This window comes from Cryobacterium sp. SO1, assembly GCF_004210215.2.
Lineage (GTDB): Bacteria > Actinomycetota > Actinomycetes > Actinomycetales > Microbacteriaceae > Cryobacterium.
Map to the genome: position 1 here is coordinate 2,793,319 of NZ_CP067394.1, position 23,389 is coordinate 2,816,707.

Here is a 23,389-nt window from a genome sequence, read left to right on the forward strand (position 1 = left end):
GGTCCCTTCGTCGCGAAAGCCGAGAGTGTTACAGTCCGGCGCCCCGGCCGGTGTTGCGGATGTTCGGCCCCTGGGCCGCTTCGGTCGCGCTGCGGGCGGCCTGCTCGGCCCGCTCCCGGTTCGACAACGGTGCCGAGCGGCTTCGCCGCGAGACGAGGTAGAGGAACACGGAGATCGCGATGGCTGCGACCACCAGGATGATGCCAAGGATGAGGCTGAACGATTCGGACATGAGTCCTCCAGGTATTGCGGACAGACCGGCGGACGGTCGCGCGGGCCGGTCCGGCCTTCACTCGTGTCTACAGTCTGGCGGCGCTGGCGTCAATTGCGCGGGCGGTGACGGTGAATCCGTTTCGGCCGGCCCGGGCGGGATCGGTGGCGGCCCGGGCGGGATCGGTGGCGGCCCGGGCGGGATCGGTGGCGGCCGGGCGGGCGCGTCTGCGACCTATGTGGGGCGCCGCGCGAGTGCGGCTTGGCGGGTCTGCGTTGCTAGGCGGGTGCCGCGCCGCTAGGCGGGTGGCGCGCCACCGGCATAGCGGCGCCTACCCCGCACACCTCGCGCCCCGCACACCTCACGCTCGCTCTGCGCGCACCTCACGCTCGCTCTGCGCACACCTCACGCCCCCGCGCCCTGCACACCTCACACCCTCGCTTCCCGGCGCCCTCGCCCTCCTCGCGCCCCACGCCCCACGCCCCACGACCGACGACCGACGACCGACGACCGACGACCGACCAGCCGAGCGGATGCGGCGCCGGCGCCGGGCGCGGTACGCTCCCGTCATGGTCGATCGTTACCGCTCCGTTGAGGAGTTCCTCGCCGCCCAGCCCGCCGAGCGCCTCCCGGTGATCGAAGCGCTCCGGCAACTCGTGCTCGAGGCCGGTCCCGGCGCACGGGAGCACATCAAGTGGAACTCCCCCAGCTACGTGGTCGGCGGGGTCGATCAGGCCACCATCAGCGCGCAGGGCAAGAATGGCGTGCGCCTGGTGCTGCACCGCGGCGCCACGACCGCCGAGAACAGGGCTGCAGCATCCGCTTTCGTCGGCGACCCGTACGGCCTGCTCACCTGGCACTCCGACATTCGGGCGAGCCTGCTCGTCACCGATCTCGCCGACCTGGCCGGTAAACGGGACGCGGCCGTCGGAGTCGTTCGGGCGTGGCTCGCGGCGGACTCGGTCTCGCGCTGAACCAGAACCCAGCCCGGCTGGATTGGAAAATCGAAGCACAGCGAGAATACGCATGTGACAACGGAATGCGCCCCGGTTCTCCGCGGCTGACCGCCGTCGGCACATAGCCCTGCAGGAGTTATACCCCCGATCACGCGGTTTCGCGCGGGGTGCGGCCAGGCTGCACGGGCACCTTTCGCAGGCACGACCGCGGCAGTACCGTGTCTGGCGTGAGGCGGATGCCCACCTCACGGACGACACCGATCGGGAGGCCCACCTTGACGAGCACGCCCACCCGCCGCGACGGTTACCTGCCGCCCAGCCGCTTCATGTTGCACGTCGTCAACCCCGTCGCCCGGGCCTGCGGGGCTCCCACCCTCATCGTGCGGGGGCGCCTGAGCGGCCGGGAGATCAGCACCCCGGTGGCACCGTTTCGCTATCAGGGCCACCGGTACGTGATCGCCGGTCGTGGCCAGACCCAATGGGTGCGCAACCTCCGGGTCGCCGGACGCTGCGAGCTACGCGTCGCCTGGCGCCGCCACCCGTATCGGGCCACCGAACTGCGCGGGCTCGAGCACGACGAGGTCGCCGCGGACTATCTGGAGAAGCTGGGCCGGCGCGCGGGTCCGTTCCTCTCCGAGCTGCCGGATCCGGCTGACCATCCGATCTTCCGGCTCGAACCCTGCTAAGCACCGGTCCGTAGCTGACTATCGATCGCTCAGCGCACGGGCAGCCCCACCATGCGCAGCCACGCCGCCAGGTGCAACTCGTCAAGCACCGGTGCCCGCAGCGCCGCGTAGCCGTCCGGCCGCACGACGAGCATGCCGGTGCCTGGCCGGTCGTCAAGCCGGTAGCTGTGCACCAGCGGACCGAGCATCCGTTCGGGCACCGGTCGTGCGTCGGCCTGCAGCAGGATGTGCACGCCCGGCCGCGCGAGCAACGCGTGCAGGCGAACCCGGCGGCCCTCGCAGCGCACCAGGGTGTCGGCCACCCGCGATCCCGGCCGCAACCCCCGCCGGGCCAGCCCGCCCTGCACCGGGGTGAGCGACGCGCGCAGGTCCATCGACAGCGGGCTGTGCGTGTAGCGCAACCGGAACTGCGCGAGGGTGCGCACGCCGGCCGCAGTGAGCCGGCGCTGCCGGATAAGCCAGGGCAGCAGTGGGGCCACCACCGGCACCAGCACCGCCCGGCCGAGCTGGGCCAGCGGATGCAGGCTCGCCTCGGCCCAGTACATGGCGTGCGTCAGGCGCAACACGGCCCGGTCGGCGGGGCGGCGCTCAAGGGCGTAGGAGTCCAGCAGCGCCGAGCCGGGCCGGGCGGCCGACAGCCCGGCGCCGTCATCCGCGCCCGGCGCCGGGACCGGTCGCCGGCCGGCCGCGGCGGCGAAGGCCAGCTTCCAGCCGAGGTTCACGGCGTCGTGGATGCCGGCGTTCATGCCCTGCGCCCCCGCCGGCGAATGCACATGGGCGGCGTCGCCGGCGACGAACAGCGGTCCGCGGCTGAACCTGCTGGCGATCCGGTGCTGCAGCCGCACCCGAGCCGACCAGGCCACCTCGGTGATCTGCGCCGGCAACCCGGCCTCGTCAACCAGCCCCTGCAACTGCTCCTGCGGCACGGGCGGCCCCGGTTGGCCAAGCGGCTGCCGGTCCTCGCCCGCCCGCCGGGTAGCGAGCATCCGCCAACGGGCCCGCTCGCCCACGTTGAACAGGAACACCAGCCCGCGCCGCGCAAGGACCACGTGCGCGACCCCCTTCTCGAGCATCACCGGCGCCACCCGGCGCGATTCGCCGCCGGCGGGCCCCAGCTCCACGTCGGCGAGCACCACCTCCTCGTTGTAGTCGCCGCCGAGAAAGCCACCCACCGAACGGCGCACCAGGCTCGCCGGTCCGTCGCAGCCGACCAGGAACCGGCACAGCACGTCCTCGTCCGGCCCGCCGTCCGCGGTCCGCAGCACCGACCGGGCGCCGCCCTGGCCCAACCGCGCCAGCCGCACCACCTCGGTGCCGCGTTCCACCACCACCCCGCGCTCGGCGAGCGCCGAAGCCAGCACCGCCTCCACGTCCGCCTGCCGGATCAGCAGCAGGTGCGGGAAGGCGGTGCCGGCCAGGGCGAGCTGCTCGATCGATACCGGCACCACCCGCGTGCGCAGGTGCAGCCGCATCGACGGCGAGGTCACGCCGAGCTCGAGCAGGGCATCCGTCACCCCCAACGGGCGCAGAAGTTCGAGGGTGCGCGGATGCATCACCACGGCCCGCGACGGCTGGAACGGCGCCGGCCGGCGCTCGACGACCCGCACCACGGCGCCGTGGTCCACGGCCTCCAGGGCCAGGGCCAGCCCGGTGGTGCCGGCTCCCACGACAAGAAGGTCCACGTCGAAATCGGTCATACCGGTTCGCGCATCCGGCCCGTGCATAATGCTCTGCACCCGAAACCACCGGTGCCCGCCACGCAGGCGGTCAGGCCCGGCACCGCGGGGCCCAACGGCAGGGGCGGTTTCTCGTGCATCCGGTCGCTCCTCCCACTGCCGGCGGCGGCCACCCGTCGTCGGCGGCCGGTGCACGACGCTGCCAGCATAAGCAACCCATCCGTTCCGGGGAAGGCCCGGCCGGGGCGCGCTGCCTCCGGGCATTCGTCGGCGATTCCGCCCGGTGCGCGGTAACCTCAAGCCAGGTGCCCCCCCGCCCACCTCGCTCCACCCGATACCGTCCCGAAGGACACATCATCCCGAATTCCCCGCTTGACGCCCCGTGGCCATCCACCGTTGAGCCGATGGTGCACCTCGTTCAGCTGAGCGCGGTCACCATCGACGCCCTCGCCGAGGATGACCTGGAACTGGCCAATGAGCAGGCCGCGGTGGAGTTGAGTCCGTTCTTTGTGGAACCGGCCAGCGCCAACACCTGGCGGCACCGCAGCCGCCAGCTTGCCACAACGCCGGAGGACGCGAGCTGGATCACCCGGGTGATCTACGACCCCACCCGGCGCCTCGCCGTCGGCCAGTCCGGCTACCACGGCGCTCCCGACGCCACCGGCATGGTCGAGGTGGGCTACGCCGTGGATGCGGCCTACCGCCGGCAGGGCTACGCGCGCGCCGCGCTCACCGCGCTGCTTCACCGCGCCGGCCTCGAACCCACGGTCACGGTCGTTCGGGCCACCATCAGCCCGGACAACCTGCCCTCGCGGGCCCTCATCGCCCAGTTCGGTTTCGTCGAGGTGGGCGAGCAGTGGGACGACGAGGACGGCCTGGAAACCATCTTCGAGCTGCCCCTCCGCTGAGCCGGCCGCTGCGGCGGTGGCGCGGGCGGTGGCGGTTGATGGTGGCGGTGGCCGGTGGCCGGTGGCGGTTGGTGGTGGCGGTGGCCGGTGGTGCATCCGCTGCCGCGGCACTCGTTCATGCCCGCGGCACTAGTTGGTTCCCGCGGCACTAGTTGGTTCCCGCGGCACTGGTAACAACACGTGCCACCGGGAGCAACACGGGCCACCGGGAGCAACACGCGCCGGCGGGAACAACACGGGCCACCAACGCACCCTCCGCTCATGCCGCCGTGCCGGCACTCGTGCGTGAATCCGTCGCCGCACGCGCACGAAGCGGATGCCCACGCGCACCCGCCCGAGTGCGTCACCGACGGCATCCATGCCAAGCTTGAAGCCCGTGCATCGCACCCGCCGAATCGGCGGACCGCCCACGATCACCCATCACCTCACCATCAGAGAGTCCGTTGACGCAATGACGCCTCCCGCTCGCACCGTGGAACGCCCCGACGTGGCCGTGCGCCGTGCCCGTTTCGCCGTGGCCGTGCTGTTTTTCACGAACGGCGCCCTCTTCGCCAATCTGATCCCCCGGTATCCCGCGATCAAGTCCGAGCTCGGGCTCAGCAACGCCGAGTTCGGCTTCGCCGTCGCCGCGTTCCCGCTCGGCGCCCTGCTCGCCGGACTCGCCGCCGGAATGCTCATCCGCCGGTTCCGCTCCTCCCGGGTGGCCGTGGTCTCGACGATGCTCACCGCGGTCGGCCTGATCCTGGCGGGGATCGCGCCCAGCTGGGCGGCCCTGGCCGCCGGGATCTTCCTGGCCGGGGCGATGGACTCGATCACCGACGTCGCCCAGAACTCGCACGGCCTGCGCGTGCAGCGGCTTTACAAACGCTCCATCCTCAACTCCTTCCACGCGGTTTGGAGCATCGGCGCGGTCACCGGCGGCCTCCTCGGCGCTGCGGCCGCGCAGCTCGACATTCCGCGCGGCCAGCATCTCATCGTGTCCGCCGTCACCTTCAGCCTGTTCGCCCTGTACAGCTACCGGTTCCTGCTCGCCGGGCCGGAGCCCCTCGAACCCGAGGCCACCGCCCCGGTGCAGCACACCGCCGGCGCCCCCGCCCGCTCAGTCGGCCGGTGGGCCAAGTGGCTGGTGCTCGGGGCGCTTGTGGTGATCGCCGCCTCCGGCGCCGTCGTCGAAGACGCCGGCGCGTCCTGGTCGGCCATCTACCTCTCCGACGCGCTCGGCGCATCCGCTCTCGTGGCCGGCCTCGGCTTCATCGCCCTGCAGGGCATGCAGTTCATCGGCCGGCTGCTCGGCGACGGCCTCGTCGACAGGTTCGGCCAGCGCGCCGTCGCCCGCACCGGCGGGGCGATCGTGTTCCTGGGCATGGGCACCGCGCTGGTCTTCCCGTCCATTCCGGGCACCGTCGTGGGGTTCGGCCTGGCCGGCTTCGGCGTCGCCACCCTGATCCCCGCCGCGATGCACGCCGCCGACGAGCTGCCCGGCTTCCGGGCCGGCACCGGGCTCACCATCGTCGCCTGGCTGCTGCGGCTGGGTTTCCTGTTCTCGCCGCCCGTCATCGGCGCCATCGCCGACCTCTCCCAGCTGCGCTATGGGCTGCTGATCGTGCCGGTGGCCGGCCTGCTCGTGGTGTTCTTCGCCCCGGTGCTGGCCACCCGGGTGCACCGCAGGGCCGCGGATGACGTACCAGCGGACGAACCGGACCTCAGCCCCACACCGACCCCGTAACCGCGCTACCGCGTCTCGCCGTCGGGTTGGATCTCCGCGCGCACCGGCACGGCGGGCCGCAGCATCAGGCCGAGGAACATCGCCAGCCCCAGCACACCGGATAGCAGCCCGCTGCCGCCCAGATACATCTCGGCCGGGGTGGCGAATGCGGTCAGGGCGTCCATGCGCAGGCCGACGGCAATCAGGTACCCGGTGGAACCGACACACAGCCCGACACTGACCACCAGACCGAGAACAACGATGCTCGGGCTCTTCATCGGGTGCTCCTTCGGGGAATCGTTGGCTGATTCAAGCACAGATCTGCTCTGGTCAGGGGATTATTCTGGGCGGGTGCCCGGGCGGGCCGGTGCGGACCCCGGTGCCCAGCATCCGCTCAGCCACGTCGCGCCTAAACTCGACGAATGACCTCTCCCGCCGCATCCGCCCTACCCGCCGTGCCCACCGCAATCACGATGTTCGGCGCCGAGTGGTGCCGCGATTGCCGCCGGTCGAAGAAGTTGCTCGACGGCCTCGGTGTGGCGTACGACTATGTGGACCTGGAAACCGTGGCCGACGGTGCCGACCGGGCCAAGGCCATCAGCGGCCGCACCCAGATCCCCGTGATCGTGTTCGCCGACGACACCCATATGGTGGAGCCCAGCGACGCCGAGGTGCGCGCCAAGCTCATCGAGCTCGGCACCGTCTAGCCGGCCCCGGCCCGGAGCACGCCCCGCCCGAAGGCCATGAACTCCGCCGCGAGCGCCGACGGCACGACGTCGAGATCGGGGCAGGCATCCGGGTCGGCCACCACGGTGATGGCCAGCGTGCCCGCGTAGGACAGCGCCGCGAAGGCGATTGTCACGTTGCCGGTGCACGGGCTCAGCGGCAGTATCGCCGTGATCGGAGCGCCGAAGATCGTCAGCGGCACCGCCGGCCCGCGCAGATTGCTCGTGAACGTGTGGATCAGCCGTTGCCGTTCGATGAACCGCTGGTAGAGCCCCACCCGCGCCAACAGCCTGAACAGCGGGCCGATCAGGGCCGTGGATGCGCCGCGCGCGCTCTGCTTGGCCGTGCGGGTCAGCGCCGCCACCTGGCCGAGCCTGGACCGGGCGTCGCCGGCCGCGGGGATCCGCAGCGGGATGACGCCGCTCTGGTTGCCGAGTTGCCCGGCGGTGGTCTGCTGTCGTGCGGAGAACGGCACGGACACGACGACCTCGTCGAGCCGCTCGCCGCGGACCTCGAGCAACCGGCGCAGCGCCCCAGCGATGGCCACCAGCAGCAGGTCGTTCACGGTGGCCCGCTCGGCACGGGCCACGGCCAGGGCCTCAGCCAGGTCCACCCGGATGCTCACGAACCGGCGCCGCGGCCCCGTCGGCAGGTTGAGCGTGCTGCGGGGCAGCCGGCCAGAGCGGGCACTGCCGGAGCGGGCACTGCCGGCGGGGGCACTGCCGGCGCGGGCACTGCCGGCGCGGGCACTGCCGGCGCGGGCACTGCCGGAGCGGGCACTGCCGGCGGGGGCGGTGCGGGAGCTGGGCGCGGTGCGGGAGCTGGGGGCGGTGCCGGCAGGGCCGGTCGGAGGGTGGCCCACCCCGCGCAGCTGTCGCGCCGCGGCGACGAGCCGCAGCACCCCGCGGGGCAGCTTAGCCACGGCGCGCAGCCGCAGCCGAGCCATGTCGGCGGCGATTCGGCCATTCGTCGGCCGCGGCCGGGGAAAGGGGCCGGGTTCGGCCGGTGCCGCGCCGTCGGCGAGAGCGCCCAAGACGGCCAGTCCCCCGATCCCGTCGGCGAGCACGTGGTGGAAGACGATGATCAGGGCCGCCTGGGCGCCGCCGGGCGCGGTGACCAGGATGGCCGCCCAGAGCGGCCGGTCGCGCGGCAGCGGAGTGCCCAGCCGGTCGGCGGCCAGCCTGAGCACGGCCTCCTCGCCGGCGAGAACGGGCTCGACCACCCTCACGTGCCGGTTGATGTCGAAGCCGGCGTCGTCCTGCCAGATCGGCCGGCCGCATCCGAGTGGCACCGACAGCAGTCGTTGCCGCAGCCGGGGCACCAGGGCGACCCGTTGGCCGAGCTGCTCGATCACGGTCTGCGGGTCGAGGCCGTTCGTCGTGTCGAGCCACAGCACCGCTCCGACCTGCATCGGGGTGGAGCCGTGTTCGGCGACCAGCGACATGAGATCGTCGGCGCTCACCCGGTCGATCGGAGGTGGCCTGCGCATGCCTCGACGGTATACCCGCGCGCGGGTCACCGCCGGCGCCGGATGCGGATCACTGCGGAACTCCGAGCATCCAGGCCAGGGTCTGCAGCGCCGTGGCCTCGTGCCGGGTGAGCTGCCTGCCCCCGGCTCCCGGCGGAGCGCTCTCGACGGCCCGGCGCACAACATGCTCGGCCACCCTGAACAACCAGGCCCGGAACGCCGAGTCCAGGCCGGGGGCTTGCGCCTGGACCAGGGCCAGCGCCCGCGCCAACTCCCCCAGTACCCGGGCCTGCTCGTCGGCGGCGCCGTCGATCACCCCCAGGTCGCGAGTGAGCACCTTCGCCTCCAGATCGGCCTCGATCTCCTTCACGATGGGCAGCCCGTCCGGCTGATGTGCCTCCATCACCACCGCCTTCTCCACGGCCAGCATCTCCGTCAGAACACCCATCGGCCCCTGCGGCGACGCCCCCACCAGAAACAGCGCGGCCCCCACGGCCTGCCATTCCTCGGCAGTGAAAGCCTCCCTGACGGCCATCTCAGCTCCTCCTCGAGCGCCGGCGCCTCCCGATCCACGCTACGCCAGCGAATCCTGGGCCCGCTAGACCTGCCGGCGCCGGACCCGCCGCGCATCCGCCGGTTGCACGGCGCCCACGCCGGGGGTACCGTAGGCGCCACATCGCACCCGGCCGCGGGTCACTTGTCGAACCGACCGCACCACTTCATGCACCGGTAGTCTTCACCCCGGGGGTACAGATGGACACGACAGAGCACAACGCGCCAGAGCAGCACTCGACGGTTCCGCACGTGGAAGCGCCGAACAACGCCGTGCCGCACACCGCAGCCGACGACGGCCTGAGAATCTTCGACGACGTGCACGAGGTGCGCGGTGAGCCCGTAGCGTTCGTCGGGTTGCAGCTGCTGGCCGTGATGCTCAGCTATTCTTTCGCGCTGGGCATGCTCGTGGTGGTCCTGGTCCCCGTGGCGCTGGCCCTCACGCTGCTCTGGCCGTACCTGCTGCAGATCCTGTTCCCGGCAGCATCCGGCTGGTAGCCCCGGCTGCTGACTCCACCAGCGCCTACGTGACCAGCGCCGCCCGGTACCGCTCGTACCGCGACCTGCCCACGGGCCGGATCTCGGCGTCAGGCGGGGCAGGCGCCGCTCTGCCCCTGGCGCGCCACCCGCCTAACGGCGCCTTACCCGCGCAGCGACTTCCCGCTCGCTGAACGACCCCATCGCCGCCACCCGGTCAGACCCGCCCGGCCGGCGCCTTCGAGCCCGTGGGCACGGTCGCCGCGGCCAGGGACAGCTCCAACGCGTGCACCTCGGTGTAGTCCAGCGCCGTGCGCACGGCACCGATGGAGACGATCTCGCTGCCCAGGGCGGAGGCGAAAACCCGCGGCGGCATCAGCGTGTGCACCGGCAGGTGCTGCTCGATGGTGGGGATCAGGACCCGACTGGCCTTGGCAATCGCGCCGGCGAGCACCACGATTTCGGGGTTCACCAGGGTGGACAGGGTGGCGATGACCCGCGCGAACCGCTCGCCGAGCCGGTCCAGGATGGCCAGCGCCGCCGCATCCCCCGCCTTCGCCGCCTCGAAGACCATCTCGGCGGTCACCGCCGACGGCAGCCCTCCGCTGAGCCGGACCAGGATGCCTCGGTCAGCCTCCGCGGCGGCCATCCTCCGCTGCACCTCCGCGGCGCCCCACTCGACGGCGAGCATGGCGATACCCTCGGCGCCGCCGACCCCCTCGGTCGACGCGAGGTAGGCCATCTCCCCGGCGGCGCCCTGGCTGCCGTGCAGCACCCGGCCGCCCACCACGAGCCCGGAACCCAGTCGTTCCCCGGCCAGGATCACCGCGAAGTCTTCCGAGCCGGTGCAGTGGCCGCGCCAGCGCTCGGCGAGGGCGGCGAGGTTCGCGTCGTTGTCCACCACAACGGGCCAGCCGTAGCGTTCACCGAAGGCGTGGCCGATGTCCACGTTCATGATCGTCCAGAATGGGTTCCCCGGCACCGTGCGCCCCAGCGCGTCGATGGGCGCGGCCACGCCCACCCCCACCGCCAGCACGGCGCCGGGAGCTGTTGCTGCTGCGGCGAGGGCCAGCCGCGCACACCGGTCGATGGTGCCGATGCGGGTGGGCGCCGAGGTGTCGGACTCGTCGAAGCGTTCAACGTGCTGGGCCAGGGTGTTCCCACGCATGTCGGTGACCAGCACCGTGACCCGGTGGTAGCCCATGTCGATGCCCAACACCACCCCGCCGCGGGCGTTGAACTCGTACACCCGGGCCGGACGGCCCTTCGGCACCGGGCCGGCGTCGGGGCCGGGGCCGGGCACCACCACGATCACCCAGCCCAGGTCGATCAGGTCGTCGCACACCCCGTGGACTGTGGCGCGGGTGAGCCCGGTGGCGTTCATCAGGTCGGTGCCGGTCATCGCCCCGTTCCGCCGCAGCCGGTCGAGGAGGGCAAGACGGTTGGCCCGGCGCAGCACCTGCGGTGACGACGAGACGTCAGGACTCATCGCTTGACCTTTCATCGGGCATGTAGGGATAATACATCAGGCATTAAATATTTGATCTATATAAATGAGCAAAGGAGCTCGAATGCTGCCTGACCCCTCGCCAACCACACCTCACAGCCCCGCGGCAGAGCCTCGGCGCCGACGCACCGTGCGCCGCCGCCGCACGGCCGCCGTGCTGGCCGTGACGCTGGTTTCCGGCCTGGCGCTGAGCGGATGCGCCACCGCCGGCTCCGACGTCGTGACGATCCAGTTCATGCAGAACAAGCCCGAGGCCGTGGAATACTTCGCCGACCTGGTGCAGCGATTCGAGGAGGAGAATCCCGACATCCGGGTCGTCCAGGGCAACAGCGAGGCCGCGCTGGTGCCCGGCCTGATCCGCGGCACCCCGCCGGACGTCACCACCCGCGGTTGGGCCTACGCCTCGGCCGACTTCGCCGCCAAGGGCATCTACGCCGACCTGTCCGACCTGGAGGCGGCCGACCGGGTCGACCCGGCCGCGCAAGAGCTGGTCAACTCCTGGGGACAGTACAACGGCACCGAGGTCAGCGCCCTGCCGTTCTCCCTCGCCGGCGCCGGGGTGATCTACAACGAGGCCCTCTTCGACCAGTTCGGGGTGGAGGTCCCGACCACCTGGGGCGAATTCGTCGCCGCCTGCGAGGTCTTCGCGGCAAACGGCGTCACCCCGGTCTACGGCACCTACAAGGACAGCTGGACGCTGGCGCAGGGCCTGTTCGACTACACCACCGGCGGGCTGGTAGACGTGGCCGCGTTCTACGCGCCGCCCGAAGACGGCGCCGACCCGGTCACACGGTCCTATACGAAGACCTTCGCGCCCGCCGTGGAGAAGATGAAAACCATCCTCTCCTACACCCAGAAGGGCGCCGCCACCCGGTCGTACCCCGACGGCAACGCCGCCTTCGCCCACGGTGAGGCTGCCATGTACTTCCAGGGTCCGTGGGCGCTGTCCGAGATCAACGGCATCAACCCCGACCTGCAGATCGGCACCTTCGCCCTGCCGATGACGAACGATCCGGCCGATACCAAGGCCCGCGTCAACGTGGACTCGGCCCTGTCGATCCTGCGCACCACGGAGCATCCGGCCGAGGCCCGCAGGTTCGTCGAGTTCCTGATGCAGCCCGAGGTGGTCGAGGCCTTCAACACCGACCATGCGGCGTTCTCGCCGTTGACGGATGCGCCGCCGCAGGCGAACCCGCAGATCGCCGGTCTCGACCCGCTGTTCAAGGCCGGTCGCTACTACCAGGGCGCGTTCACCTACATGCCCCCGGCCGTTCCCGCCCAGAACTACATCCAGTATTTCGCCGGAACCGGCAACGGAGCGGGGTTGCTGCGGAACCTCGACGAAGACACCCAGCGCGTGGCCGACCGGCTCGCGCCCAGCACCGACAACTGACCAGCCCTGAGACGAAGGAGTCTTCTGTGACGCTACCCACTCTGCTCGAGGCCCCGCCGCGGGACGCCGGTCCCGCGCCGGCAGCCGCCCCGCCCCGGCGGCACGGCCGCCTCGACCGCGCCTACCTGGTCATGATCGTGCCGGTGCTGGCACTGTTCACCCTGTTCATCGTGTTCCCCGCCCTCACCGGGGTGCTGTTCAGCTTCACGAACTACGCCGGCTACGGCGACTGGAAGTTCATCGGCGCCCTGAACTACGTGAACATGTTCAAGGACCCCACCATCCTGCAGGCCTACCTGTTCACCTTCTTCTTCGCCCTGGTGTCCACCCTGGTGGTGAACGTGCTCTCCCTGGCGCTGGCGCTGGCGCTGAACGCGAAGATCAAGTGGCGCACCGGAATGCGCACCCTGTTCTTCATCCCCATGGTGCTCTCCGGCCTGGTCGTGGCCTACGTGTTCACCTACCTGTTCTCCAACACCATCCCGGCCCTGGCCGACAGCCTCGGCGTCACCCCGCTGGCCTCGAGCATCCTCTCGGACGAGAGGTTCGCCTGGATCGCCGTCGTCTTCGTCACCGTCTGGCAGGCGGCTCCCGGGGTCACGATCATCTACCTGGCCGGCCTGCAGGCCATCCCCGGCGAGGTGCACGAGGCCGCCGAGCTGGACGGCGCCGGCGGTTTCCGCAAGTTCGCCAGCATCACACTGCCGCTGATCCTGGGCTACTTGGTGATCAATGTCATCCTGGGCTTCAAGGGCTACCTGGGCGCCTACGAGATCATCGTGGCCCTCACCGGCGGCGGGCCGGGCACGGCCACCCAGTCGGTGGCGATGAAGATCTTCTCGGGCTTCTCCGGCGGCGACTACGCCTACCAGATGGCCAACGCCGTGGTGTTCTTCATCATCACGGTGGCCATCTCCCTGTTCCAACTCCGCATCATCCAGCGCCGGGGAGTGTCCCTCTGATGACCGTATCGACCACCATCGCCCACCCTCCGGTGCAGCCGACGGATGCCGCCGCTCCCCCGCGGCGCGCCCTGAAGGCGCCCAAGGAGAGCTACAAGGTCAACTGGCCGCTCACCATCGTGCTTCTCATGGCCGCGTTGACGATCCTCATCCCGCTCTATTTCACTGTCGTGATGGCGCTCAAGGGGCCGTCCCAGACCGGTGGAACGGGCCTGGAAACGCCGAACCCGGTCGAATTCGCCAACTTCCCCGCGGCCTGGGTCACGGTCGGCTTCGGCCGGGCCCTGATGTCCACCGCCTTCGTCACGGTTTTCAGCGTGATCGGCGCCGTGCTGGCCAGTTCGATGGTGGCCTTCGCGATCGCCCGCAACTGGGAGCGCCGGTTCTTCCGGGCGTCCTACGTCTACCTGTTGTCGGCGTTGTTCATCCCGTTCCCGGTGCTGATCCTGCCGCTGATCAAGCAGACCGCGGTGCTCGGCCTCGACAACCCGGTCGGCGTCATCCTGCTGCACGTCCTGGGCGGCATCTCGTTCTTCTCGCTGCTCTACATCGCGTTCATCCGCTCGATCCCGGTCGAGATCGAGGAGTCGGCCCGCCTGGACGGCGCGTCCACCTGGCAGGTCTTCTGGCGGATCATCGTGCCGCTGCTGGGCCCGATGAACGCCACGGTCGCGATCTTCGCGTTCCTCGGCGCCTGGAACGACTTCCTGCTGCCGCAGATGATCATTGCCGACCCGACCCTGCAGACCCTGCCGGTGGTGCAGAACCTGTTCCAGGGCGAATTCAACACCGACTACAACCTGGCCTTCGCGTCCTACCTGATGGCGTTGGCGCCCACGCTGATCGTCTACGTGCTCGCGCAGCGCTGGGTGCTCTCCGGCGTGATGCGCGGAGCCGTCAAGTGACCATCCATTCGTTCGATTCTTATCCGATAGCAGAAAGCGAGACCGTATGACCCTCCTCGATTCCCAGACCAGCCAGAGCGACCGGAGCCTGGACGCCAACTGGTGGCGCCAGGCCGTGGTCTACCAGATCTACCCGCGCAGCTTCGCCGACGCCAACGGCGACGGCATCGGCGACCTCGCCGGCGTGATCTCCCGCATCGACTACCTCAGGGAGCTCGGCGTGGATGCGGTGTGGCTGAGCCCGTTCTACCCGTCCGCCCTGGCCGACGGCGGCTACGACGTCGACGACTACCGCAACGTCGACCCGCGGATCGGCACCCTTGCCGAGTTCGACGAGATGGCCGCGGCACTGCACGCGGCCGGCATCAAGGTGGTCGTGGACATCGTGCCGAACCACTCCTCGAACCTGCACGCTTGGTTCGCCGAGGCCCTCGCCGCTCCGCGCGGATCTCTCGAGCGGGCGCGCTACATCTTCCGTGACGGCACCGGGCCCGACGGCGCGTTGCCGCCCACCGACTGGGAATCGATCTTCGGCGGACCGGCCTGGACCCGGGTGGCGGACGGCCAGTGGTACCTGCACCTCTTCGCCCGCGAACAGCCCGACTTCAACTGGGACAACCGGGAGGTGCGGGACGATTTCCTGCGCACCCTGGCGTTCTGGGCCGATCGCGGTGTGGACGGGTTCCGCATCGACGTGGCGCACGCCCTGACCAAGGACCTCACCGAGCCGCTGCCCAGCCATGCCGAACTGCAGGCCGCCATGCCCGTCGACGGCTCACACCGCCTGTTCGACCGCAACGAGGTGCACGAGATCTACGCGGAATGGCGTGCGCTGTTCAACAGCTATGACCCGCCCCGCACCGCCGTGGCGGAGGCGTGGGTGCCGGCGGAGCGTCGCGCCCGCTACGCCAGCCCCGAGGGCCTGGGCCAGGCGTTCAACTTCGACCTGCTCAAGGCGGAGTGGAACGCGGCCGAGTTCCGCAGCATCATCGAGGACAACCTGCGCGAGGCCGAGCAGTCCGGAGCGTCGTCGACCTGGGTGTTCTCCAATCACGATGTGGTGCGGCACGCGTCCCGGTATGCCCTGCCGGCCGGCACAGCCCAGCAGGACTGGCTGTTCACCGGCGGAACGTCGCCGGCACCCGACACCGAGCAGGGCCTGCGCCGGGCCCGGGCCGTGACGCTGCTGGCGCTGGCGCTGCCCGGCTCGGCGTACCTGTACCAGGGCGAGGAGCTCGGCCTGCCCGAGGTGGCCGACCTGCCCGCCGACGCGCTGCAGGACCCCGCATTCTTCCGCTCCGCCGGCAAGGAGAAGGGCCGCGACGGCTGCCGGGTGCCGCTGCCGTGGACGGCCACCGGGCCCTCCTTCGGCTTCGGTCCCGGCGGCGCCCACCTGCCGCAACCGGTCTGGTTCTCCGAGTACGCGGCCGAGGTGCAGTCCGTGGACCCGGCGTCGACCCTGTCCTTCTACCGGAGCGCGCTGGCCGCACGGCGTGTGCTGCAGTCGGCCGAGCAGCTGACCTGGCACGCGCCCGGAGCCGCGGACGTCGTGCAGTTCGAACGCCCAGGCGGATGGCTGTGCGTGACCAACTTCGGCGAGGTCGCCGCGCCCCTCCCGGCCGGCCGCATCCTGCTCGCCAGCGGCCCGGTCGGTGACGACCTGCCGCCGGACACGACGGTGTGGCTCGCCGCGGGCGAGCTGTAGCGGTTCACCGCGACGCCGCACGCCCCCGCAGGCGGGGTGTGCGGCGTTCGGCGGGGTGTGCGGCGTTCGGCGGGGCAGGCGCCGCTATGCCCCCGGCGCGCCACCCGCCTACCGGCGCCGTGCCCGCGCGGCGACGTCCGGCACCGCCGGGCGGCCGCGGCGAGCCGCATCCGGTCGAGGATGAACCCCGTGGTCACTGCCCTCTGTCGGTGGTTGCCGACACGATGCAGCTTCGTCTATCCCCGACCCCTGCCAGGAGGCACCGGTGACCATGCCGCCCCCGACCACGCTCTTTCAGGTCATCGACAACTCGGCCGGCACGCCGGTGATTCTGCACGCCCCGCACGGCGGGCGCATCATCCCGCCGGAACGGCTGGGCTCGTACCTGATCTCCCTGCCGGAGCTGGAGGCCGAGAAAGATGCCATGACCGATCACCACACGAACACCCTCGTCGCGGCGATCACCGGCGCCAGCGCCGTCATCAACTCGATGTCCAGGTTCGCGGTCGACGTGGAGCGGTTCCCCGACGAGACCGAGGAGATGAACGAAGTCGGCATGGGGGTGCTCTACACCCACGGCTCCCGCGGGCAGGAGATCCGCCGGGTGTCCGCCGCCGATCAGGCGTCGTTGCTGGAGTACTTCGCCGGCTATTCGCGCCGGTTCACCGACCTCGTCGACGCCACCCTGGCGCAGCACGGCCGGGCCGTGATCATCGATGTGCACTCGTACCCGCGGCGGGAACTGCCCTACGAGCTGCACGGCGGTGGTGCCCGCGCGCCGCTGTGCATCGGATCCGACCCGTTCCACGCATCCGCCTCGCTGCTGCAGGCCGTGACCGAGAGCTTCGCCGGTCTCGAATCGGCCGCCAACACCCCCTTCACCGGCGCCTACGTTCCGCTGAAGCACTACCGAACGGATGCCAGGGTCAGCTCGGTCATGCTCGAAATCCGCCGGGATGTCTACCTGGACGAGGCCACCATCGCAATCGATGAGGCCGGCTTCCTCGGTCTGCAGCAGAGCCTGCAGCGTCTGGTCGACCGGCTGGCCTGACCCGGCGGGCGGCTTCAGCGGAGCGCGCGCAGCTCGTCGGTGGCGGGAAACGCTAGGGAGTAGTTGAGCTGCGGAGCACCGAGCGCGCCCCAGTCGTCCTTCTTCACGGTGATCTTGTCGGTGGAGATCTCGGTGATTCGCACCCGGAGCCACTCGCCGGAATCCAGCCGCAGCTCGTACGGATCGGCGAGGTATCCGATGCCCATCGACTCCAGCGCTTCCTCGGCCGTCAACCAGTCCACGACATCGGTACGTGGCCGACCGAGAAGGTCGATGACGATGAAGCCCTCCTCGGTGGGGCTCATCCAGCCAAGCAGCTCCCCGTCCATGCCGCGCCGGTGCTCGATCCAGTCCTGGTCCATGCGCCCACCCTAGGGGCTGAGGCTCGAGCAAGCGCTTGCCAGCCTGCCTATGTCACCAGCGGCGCACTTCGGCTGAACAACCGGGGTTCACTTGGCACCGACGGCAGCTCATTCGGGCATCCGTCGCGGCTCCGGCCAACGTCCGTGGAGGTGTGCGGGTCAGGCGCCGGTATGCGGGAGGCGCGCCACCCGCACACCGGCGCGTGACCTGCACAACGCCGAAGCGCGGGGCACACGCCGCTACGCGGGGCCCGCGCCACAAGGGCGCAACTCCCGCCTGGCGGCGCCGCACCCGCACCCGCACCCGCGAACCGGCGCCGCACCCGCGAACCGGCGCCGCACCCGCATAGCGGCGCCGCACCCGCACCCGCACCCCGGCGTTGGCGCCGTGCCTCCGCACCGCAACTCCGCAGCATCCGCGACCCCGCAGCATCCGGACGCGGGCACCCCGAGGCTCTAGCGCACGCCGCTCATCAGGCGCACGATCGGCCGGGCGAACAGACCCAGGATGATGGCGAGCACGATCGCGATACCGCCCAGCACCCCGAAGTACACCTGTTCGGGCGCCGTCGCATACCACTCGGCGAGAACACCGGAGATCGCGGTGCCGAGGGCGACGGACAGGAAGAACAGCGCGACCATCTGGGTCTTGAACAGCTCGGGAGCGAGCTTGGTCGACACCGACAGCCCCACGGGCGACAGCAGCAGCTCGGCGACGGTGAACACGAACAGGATGCCGACCATGGCCAGCAGCGGAGTCGAATTCGCCCCGCCCCCGGCGAACGGCAGGAACAGCAAGAACGCCATGCCCATGATGCCGGTGCCGAAGGCGAACTTCACCGGCGTCGACGGCTGCTTGGTGCCCCACTTGGTCCACAGCGCGGCGAACACCCCGGACAGCACGATGATGAAGACCGGGTTGATCGACTGCACCCACGACACCGGCATCTCCCATCCGAAGAAGCCCCGGTCGAGTCGCAGGTCTGAGTAGATCGTCACGACGGTGAACTGCTGCTGGTAGAGCGACCAGAAGGCCACACTCGCGATGAAGAGGGGGATGAACGCGTACACACGCTTCCGCTCCACCGGCGAGATGTTGCGGTTGCCCAGGATCACGACGAAGTACCCAACGGATGCGACGATCGTCACCCCGATTACGATGGTCACCAGGTTCGTGGCGGTGATCACGCCGAGGATCACCAGCACCACGAGGATCACGACGACCCCGGCGGCGATCAGCCCGTACGGCAGGTACCGGTTGCGCGGCAGCGGATCGGGAATCTCGTGGGACGAGGCGGGCAGCCGCTTGCGCCCGAACGAGTACTGGGTCAGACCGATCGCCATTCCGACGGCGGCGAGGCCGAATCCGTAGTGGAAGCCGACGGTCGACTGGAGAAGCCCGGTGAGGATCGGGCCGAAGAACGCGCCCAGGTTGATGCCCAGGTAGAACAGCGAGAAACCGGCATCCCGGCGGGGATCTTCCTTGCTGTACAGCGCCCCGACCACCGAGGTCGCGTTGGCCTTGAGGCCACCGCTGCCCAACGCGATCAGGATCAGGCCCACGACCACGCCGGCAACGCCGGGGATCAGGGCCAGTCCGATGTGGCCGAACATGATGATGAACGCGCTGCCGTAGAGCACCCGCTCGGAGCCGGCCAGCCGGTCGGCGATCCAGGCGCCCAGGATCGTGGAGAGGTACACCGCGCCGCCGTAGGCGCCGACGATGCCCGCCGCGGTGGCCTGCGGAATCCCGAGGCCGCCATCCGCCGCCGAGTAGTACAAATAGAGCAGCAGAATGCCTTGCATCCCGTAGAACGAGAACCGTTCCCACATCTCCACACCGAAGATGCTCGCCAGCGCCCGAGGCTGTCCGAAGAACCGGTGGTCGTCCCGTTGGATCTGTGAATCAGGTTCCGTGATGCTGGTCATTGTTCCAAGGGTACTCTTCGCGGCTCCGACAGCCCCGCCCCGGCCGGGACGTTCGGCCTCACCGACGTGCGGTAGCCGCCGGCTCTGGCATTGCCGGCGGAGGGGCGCACGGCACCGGCAGCTCGTTGCTCGCGGGCTCAGCAGGCTCGCGGGCCGGCTGTTGCTCGCCGCTCGCGGGCTCAGCAGGCTCGCGGGCCGGCTGTTGCTCGCCGCTCGCGGGCTCGGCGGGCTGCCGGTTGCTCGCCGCTCGCGAGCTCGGCGGGCTGGATGCCGCGATCTGCGGGGTAGGCGCCGCTACGCCGCTGGCGCGCCACCCGCAAAGCGGCGCCTGGCCCGCATGAGGCCCGGGGAGCCCCCGTGCAGCCCGCGTGAGGCCCGTGCAGCCACCTCTGCATGAAGCCCGGGGAACCCGCGCGCACGGCCACGTGCGGCCGCGTGCAGCCACGTGCAGCCGCGTGCAGCCGCGTGCGACTCCACCCGCCCGGACCGCCACCCGCGAACTACCGCCCCAGCCGCCCCTCCTGGCACAGCACCTCAACCAGGGCGTCCAGCACCGGCAGCTGCCCGCGCACCAGCTTCACCCGGGCCTCCGCAAGCCCTACCCAGCGGGCGTCGTCCACCTCGGGAAACTCTCTGAGCCTGCCGGACCTCTTGGGCCACTCCAGCTCGAAGGTGTTGCTGACCACCTGGTGCACGGACAGGTCGGCCTCGGCCGCGAACACCGTCACGACCTTGCCAGAGGGCTGCCGGAACTCACCCAGGAGCAGGTAGTCCGTCTCGGGCGCCGGCACCCCGATCTCCTCCTCGAATTCCCGCCTGGCCGCGTCGAACGGGTCTGCCCCAAGCAGGTACTCCCCCTTGGGAATCGACCAGGATGCGGCATCCTTGCGCGCCCAGAACGGGCCGCCCATGTGCGCGATCCACACCTCCGGCTCTGCGGCATCCGGCAACCGGTACAGCAGGATGCCCGCACTCAGCACCGGCACGGTGCCCTCTTTCGGCTGCGATTGTCGTTGGATTCGCGGGGCCACGCCAGTCCGGAACGCATTACGGCGCTCGCCCGGTCACGACAAGCTCGACCAACGGGATGGGCGGGCTCACGAGGCAGGGCACCCGGTCTCGACAAGCTCGACCAACCAGACGGGCGCGCTCACGAGGCAGGGCACCCGGCCTCAAGCTCGACCAACGAGCTAGGGGCGTGCATGAGACGCGGGCCGGCACTGTAAGCAGCAACGCTCAGGAGAGGGCCAGGCGGGCACGCTCGGCCGGCACATCGAAGTCTGCGGGCGGCCAGGTGAGCTCCAGGTCCTTCAGCGCCTTGAGCAGCAGCTCGCGCACCGCCAGGCGAGCGAACCACTTGCGGTCCGCAGGCACGACGTGCCAGGGCGCGGCCGCAATGGAGGTGCGCTGGAGCGCCGTTTGGTAGGCGGCCTGGTAGGCGGGCCAGAGCAAGCGGTCGTCGATGTCGCTCGGGTGGAACTTCCAGAACTTGTCGGGCCGGTCGAGCCGCTCGAGCAGGCGCTCCCTTTGCTCCTCGGCGCTGATATGCAGCATCACCTTGATCACGGTGGTGTCGTCGTCGACGACCTCCTGCTCGAAGGCGTTGATCAGGGCGTAGCGCTCCTCGATCTCCTCGGGCGGGGCGAGCTGCTTGACCCGGCCGATCAGCACATCCTCGTAGTGCGATCGGTCGAAGACGCCGATCAGCCCGGCAGGGGGCAGCTGTCGGCGGATGCGCCAGAGGAAGTCGTGCCGCAACTCGGCCGGGGTGGGCGCCTTGAACGCCACATGGCTCACGCCCTGCGGATCGACGGCACCGACCACGTGGCGCACAATGCCGCCCTTGCCTGAGGTATCCATGCCCTGAAGGATGAGCAGGAGTTTGCGCGGGTCGCCCGTCCTGCTGTTGGCGAAGAGCATCTCCTGCAGATGTGAGAGCTCTGTCGCGGCCGCGGCGCCGGCTGCCTGACCATCCGTTTTGCTGCCGGTGAAGCCGGGCGTCGAACGGGGATCGATCGCGGCGAGGTCGAACCCGGGCCCGACCGTGAGCAGGCGCCTGGATGCGTCGGTCCAGGCGGGAGCGGACTTCGTGCCGGGCGTGACGGTTTTACCTTTCGAGGCCACAACGGTTCCCTTCGTCGGATGCTGCCATTCTGCTCTGACAACGCCACCTGGTCGAGCCTGCCACTCGTTCGGGTCCGTTCACGGTCGGTAACCGGCTGCCGGAGGCGCGCTGGTCGGCCGGTGCCGAACGCTCAGCAGCCGAATCCGCGGTATGCGGGCAACGCGCCGCTGCGCGGGTGGCGCGCCACCCGCCTCGCGGCGCCTGACCCGCGCGAGGCCGATACCCGCGACCGCAGCGCCGGTTCGGGAGTGCGCTGGGAGGACGAAATAGGCGATTCCGTGACGAATTGCCCGTTTCGCCCCACTCATAGGTATGGCGATCACTCGCTCCGGCGTCGTGGCCCCCCAGCCCCGGCCGATGCGCGCCCCGCCGCCGACTCCCCGACAGAAAGCAGGCCACCATGACCGCTCTTCGCCTCCTCCTTGCCGCCGTTATCGCCGTCGCCTTCTACCTCATCGGCGCCAAGGCCGGCCGCGGCCGGTACAAGCAGATTCGCCGCAACGCCAAGAAGGCCTGGAACGACCCGACCGTGAGGAAGGCTCGCACCCGCACGAAGAGGCTCGCGCGCAAGAACGCGAACAAACTCACCAAGTCCGTTCAGCACTAACTCCCCACTTGCTCCCCCTCGAAAGGAAACCCATGACCGACAACACCGCACAGCATGCCCACAACCTCGCCGAGGACACCGCCGACAAGGCCCAGGACCTCGCCGAGGACACCGCCGACACTGCCCAGGATGTCGCCAAGGACACCGCCAGCAAGGTCGGGGACCTCGCCGACCAGGCGCGCCAGGCCATCGACGACACCGTCGCCACCGCCACAGCGGCCTTCCGCGACATCGACACCGCCGCTGCGGTCGGCTCGGCGCAGAAGTTCGCCACCGACACGTTCGACAGGCTCGCCAAGGCCTACAAGCGCAACCCCGCCGTGGTCATCACACTCGGCTCCGTCGCCGTCGCCGCGGTGACCGGCCTTGGGGCGCTGCTGAGCAAACGCCGGTAGCCGACCCGGCCCGTCCGCCGGTTACCGCCTCGGCCTGCCATGCGATCAGGCACCACCGACACCGCCCGGATCCCGCTCAGCGGTCGAGCACGGCGGCCAGCGTGGTGCCGAGCAGGCGTGCCGACTCCTCGTACTTGGTCGTGAGGCGCTCGCTGATCTCCGCCGGCAGCGCGGCCTGGCGTGCCGGGTTCGCGTTGTGGGCGAGGTCGGCGTGCTTCACGGTCAGCGCCAGCGGGTCGGCGGCGACCCGTGCCATCGAGTCGGCGAGAGGTTCGCCGGGACGTTTGGTCAACGCATCCACGGCCCGCACCAGAGTCTCGGCAAAGCCACGCGCACGCAGGTCGTCGAGCGTCATGGGCGTGGCCTCCACCACGTCGTGCAGCACCGCCACGATCTTCTCCGGCACCGTGTGCACCAGGCCCATGACGCCCAGCGGATGCTCGATGTAGTCCACCCCGAGCCTGTTCACCTGCCCGGCGTGGGCCTCCCGGGCCAGCACGATCGCGGCCTCGAGGCTGCCGGCCGCCGGGACATCCGCGCCACCAGCGGCAGGTTCGTCCGGCTCGGGATCGTGGCTGGACTGTGCGGCGGTGAGCGTCATGGCAATCCCTCGGAGGTGATCAAAGGTGAATCACTTCGACGGTAGCGCAGGTGGCGGGCGGCGGCGAGGTGCCAACTGAGCTGCACGTTACCCGTGGGCGGCGTCGGTGCACAAGTCGTCACTTCGGCCGACTATCAATCACCCGCGAATGAGCGGATGGTTGCGGGTTCGGTTCGGAACTGTCAGGAGGTACTCCGTGTCGGTGCGCACCCTTCGACTCTGGAGCGGGGTCGGGTCATTCGTCCTCGTCGCGGGGGTGGTCTTTCTCGCGGTCGGTGTGGCGCTCTGGAAACCGTTGGCCACCGCCCCGGGACTGTGGGCCCTCGGCACGGGGATACTGATCGGCGCGGGTCTGGTGGTGACCGCCATCGCCACCTCCACGCTCGCTGCCAAAACACGCCGGAAGTAACGCGGGATGCGGGCAGCGGGATGCGGGCAGCGGGATGCGGGCAGCGGGATGCGGGCAGCGGGATGCGGGCAGC

25 protein-coding genes are annotated in these 23,389 nt (G+C 70.4%); 14 read left to right on the forward strand and 11 right to left on the reverse strand.

Annotation, left to right across the window (positions count from 1 at the left end; genetic code table 11):
• Positions 1-28: 28 nt before the first annotated feature.
• A complete protein-coding gene (locus BJQ95_RS13180; protein WP_130178874.1) occupies positions 29-232 on the reverse strand; it encodes a hypothetical protein in 204 nt (67 codons plus the stop codon).
• A 548-nt stretch (positions 233-780) separates the two neighbouring features.
• Here BJQ95_RS13180 and BJQ95_RS13185 point away from each other — a divergent pair.
• Together BJQ95_RS13185 and BJQ95_RS13190 are read left to right on the forward strand one after the other, a co-directional pair.
• Positions 781-1,185 (forward strand): DUF1801 domain-containing protein, encoded by a 405-nt coding sequence (locus BJQ95_RS13185; RefSeq protein WP_165385010.1) that lies wholly within the window; start codon positions 781-783, stop codon positions 1,183-1,185.
• Positions 1,186-1,442: 257 nt separating this feature from the next.
• Positions 1,443-1,853, forward strand: a complete 411-nt coding sequence (locus tag BJQ95_RS13190; protein WP_205750220.1) for a nitroreductase/quinone reductase family protein — start codon at positions 1,443-1,445, stop codon at positions 1,851-1,853.
• 29 nt (positions 1,854-1,882) lie between these two features.
• On the opposite strand, the gene BJQ95_RS13195 is transcribed toward BJQ95_RS13190, so the two are convergent.
• Positions 1,883-3,550, reverse strand: coding sequence for an FAD-dependent monooxygenase (locus tag BJQ95_RS13195; protein ID WP_130178876.1), 1,668 nt, complete (start codon positions 3,548-3,550; stop codon positions 1,883-1,885).
• Between the two features lie 383 nt (positions 3,551-3,933).
• Here BJQ95_RS13195 and BJQ95_RS13200 point away from each other — a divergent pair, with 383 nt between their 5' ends.
• Together BJQ95_RS13200 and BJQ95_RS13205 are read left to right on the forward strand one after the other, a co-directional pair.
• Positions 3,934-4,437 (forward strand): GNAT family N-acetyltransferase, encoded by a 504-nt coding sequence (locus BJQ95_RS13200; protein WP_130178877.1) that lies wholly within the window; start codon positions 3,934-3,936, stop codon positions 4,435-4,437.
• A gap of 451 nt (positions 4,438-4,888) precedes the next feature.
• Positions 4,889-6,163, forward strand: coding sequence for an MFS transporter (locus BJQ95_RS13205; protein ID WP_130178878.1), 1,275 nt, complete (start codon positions 4,889-4,891; stop codon positions 6,161-6,163).
• Between the two features lie 5 nt (positions 6,164-6,168).
• Here the strand turns inward: BJQ95_RS13205 and BJQ95_RS13210 are convergent, their stop codons facing one another.
• Entirely contained in the window at positions 6,169-6,420 is a 252-nt protein-coding gene (locus BJQ95_RS13210; protein WP_130178879.1) for a hypothetical protein, read from the reverse strand.
• Between the two features lie 144 nt (positions 6,421-6,564).
• Here BJQ95_RS13210 and BJQ95_RS13215 point away from each other — a divergent pair, with 144 nt between their 5' ends.
• Complete coding sequence (locus BJQ95_RS13215; RefSeq protein ID WP_130178880.1) at positions 6,565-6,849, forward strand: glutaredoxin domain-containing protein; 285 nt, start codon at positions 6,565-6,567, stop codon at positions 6,847-6,849.
• Here the strand turns inward: BJQ95_RS13215 and BJQ95_RS13220 are convergent.
• Together BJQ95_RS13220 and BJQ95_RS13225 are read right to left on the reverse strand one after the other, a co-directional pair.
• Entirely contained in the window at positions 6,846-8,357 is a 1,512-nt protein-coding gene (locus BJQ95_RS13220) for a wax ester/triacylglycerol synthase domain-containing protein (RefSeq protein ID WP_256041380.1), read from the reverse strand. The genes BJQ95_RS13215 and BJQ95_RS13220 overlap by 4 nt on opposite strands.
• A 49-nt stretch (positions 8,358-8,406) precedes the next feature.
• Positions 8,407-8,871 carry a hypothetical protein gene (locus BJQ95_RS13225; protein WP_130177902.1) on the reverse strand — a complete coding sequence of 155 codons (465 nt, stop codon included), beginning with the start codon at positions 8,869-8,871 and terminating at the stop codon, positions 8,407-8,409.
• 218 nt (positions 8,872-9,089) lie between these two features.
• Between BJQ95_RS13225 and BJQ95_RS13230 the strand changes: the two genes are divergently transcribed.
• Complete coding sequence (locus BJQ95_RS13230) at positions 9,090-9,386, forward strand: hypothetical protein (protein WP_130177904.1); 297 nt, start codon at positions 9,090-9,092, stop codon at positions 9,384-9,386.
• A gap of 196 nt (positions 9,387-9,582) precedes the next feature.
• Here BJQ95_RS13230 and BJQ95_RS13235 read toward each other — a convergent pair whose 3' ends face one another.
• Positions 9,583-10,854, reverse strand: a complete 1,272-nt coding sequence (locus BJQ95_RS13235; RefSeq protein WP_130177905.1) for an ROK family protein — start codon at positions 10,852-10,854, stop codon at positions 9,583-9,585.
• 82 nt (positions 10,855-10,936) lie between these two features.
• Here BJQ95_RS13235 and BJQ95_RS13240 point away from each other — a divergent pair, with 82 nt between their 5' ends.
• The 5 genes from BJQ95_RS13240 (at position 10,937) to BJQ95_RS13260 (ending at position 16,888) form a co-directional block, all read left to right on the forward strand.
• Positions 10,937-12,265 carry an ABC transporter substrate-binding protein gene (locus BJQ95_RS13240; RefSeq protein ID WP_165384939.1) on the forward strand — a complete coding sequence of 443 codons (1,329 nt, stop codon included), beginning with the start codon at positions 10,937-10,939 and terminating at the stop codon, positions 12,263-12,265.
• A gap of 26 nt (positions 12,266-12,291) precedes the next feature.
• Entirely contained in the window at positions 12,292-13,227 is a 936-nt protein-coding gene (locus BJQ95_RS13245; protein ID WP_240694760.1) for a carbohydrate ABC transporter permease, read from the forward strand.
• A complete protein-coding gene (locus tag BJQ95_RS13250; protein ID WP_130177907.1) occupies positions 13,227-14,132 on the forward strand; it encodes a carbohydrate ABC transporter permease in 906 nt (301 codons plus the stop codon). Before BJQ95_RS13245 ends, BJQ95_RS13250 begins: the two co-directional genes overlap by 1 nt.
• 46 nt (positions 14,133-14,178) lie before the next feature.
• Positions 14,179-15,837, forward strand: a complete 1,659-nt coding sequence (locus BJQ95_RS13255) for an alpha-amylase family glycosyl hydrolase (protein WP_130177908.1) — start codon at positions 14,179-14,181, stop codon at positions 15,835-15,837.
• 271 nt (positions 15,838-16,108) lie between these two features.
• Positions 16,109-16,888, forward strand: a complete 780-nt coding sequence (locus BJQ95_RS13260) for an N-formylglutamate amidohydrolase (protein WP_240694761.1) — start codon at positions 16,109-16,111, stop codon at positions 16,886-16,888.
• A gap of 14 nt (positions 16,889-16,902) precedes the next feature.
• Here BJQ95_RS13260 and BJQ95_RS13265 read toward each other — a convergent pair whose 3' ends face one another.
• From BJQ95_RS13265 to BJQ95_RS13280, 4 genes are all read right to left on the reverse strand, one after another.
• Positions 16,903-17,250, reverse strand: a complete 348-nt coding sequence (locus tag BJQ95_RS13265) for a hypothetical protein (protein WP_130177910.1) — start codon at positions 17,248-17,250, stop codon at positions 16,903-16,905.
• 456 nt (positions 17,251-17,706) lie between these two features.
• Positions 17,707-19,179 carry a peptide MFS transporter gene (locus BJQ95_RS13270; RefSeq protein ID WP_130177912.1) on the reverse strand — a complete coding sequence of 491 codons (1,473 nt, stop codon included), beginning with the start codon at positions 19,177-19,179 and terminating at the stop codon, positions 17,707-17,709.
• A 500-nt stretch (positions 19,180-19,679) separates the two neighbouring features.
• On the reverse strand, positions 19,680-20,165 hold the full coding sequence (locus tag BJQ95_RS13275; RefSeq protein WP_130177913.1) for an NUDIX domain-containing protein: 486 nt from the start codon (positions 20,163-20,165) through the stop codon (positions 19,680-19,682).
• A gap of 250 nt (positions 20,166-20,415) precedes the next feature.
• On the reverse strand, positions 20,416-21,303 hold the full coding sequence (locus BJQ95_RS13280; protein WP_205750126.1) for a PPK2 family polyphosphate kinase: 888 nt from the start codon (positions 21,301-21,303) through the stop codon (positions 20,416-20,418).
• 401 nt (positions 21,304-21,704) lie between these two features.
• Here BJQ95_RS13280 and BJQ95_RS13285 point away from each other — a divergent pair, with 401 nt between their 5' ends.
• Positions 21,705-21,911 carry a hypothetical protein gene (locus tag BJQ95_RS13285; RefSeq protein ID WP_130177914.1) on the forward strand — a complete coding sequence of 69 codons (207 nt, stop codon included), beginning with the start codon at positions 21,705-21,707 and terminating at the stop codon, positions 21,909-21,911.
• A gap of 32 nt (positions 21,912-21,943) precedes the next feature.
• Complete coding sequence (locus BJQ95_RS13290; RefSeq protein WP_165384940.1) at positions 21,944-22,306, forward strand: hypothetical protein; 363 nt, start codon at positions 21,944-21,946, stop codon at positions 22,304-22,306.
• 76 nt (positions 22,307-22,382) lie between these two features.
• Here the strand turns inward: BJQ95_RS13290 and BJQ95_RS13295 are convergent, their stop codons facing one another.
• The gene (locus BJQ95_RS13295) at positions 22,383-22,907 is read right to left on the reverse strand and encodes a bifunctional (p)ppGpp synthetase/guanosine-3',5'-bis(diphosphate) 3'-pyrophosphohydrolase (RefSeq protein WP_130177915.1); all 525 of its coding nucleotides are present in this window, start codon (positions 22,905-22,907) and stop codon (positions 22,383-22,385) included.
• Between the two features lie 196 nt (positions 22,908-23,103).
• On the opposite strand from BJQ95_RS13295, the gene BJQ95_RS13300 reads away from it, so the two are divergent.
• The gene (locus BJQ95_RS13300; protein WP_130177916.1) at positions 23,104-23,316 is read left to right on the forward strand and encodes a hypothetical protein; all 213 of its coding nucleotides are present in this window, start codon (positions 23,104-23,106) and stop codon (positions 23,314-23,316) included.
• Positions 23,317-23,389: the final 73 nt, after the last annotated feature.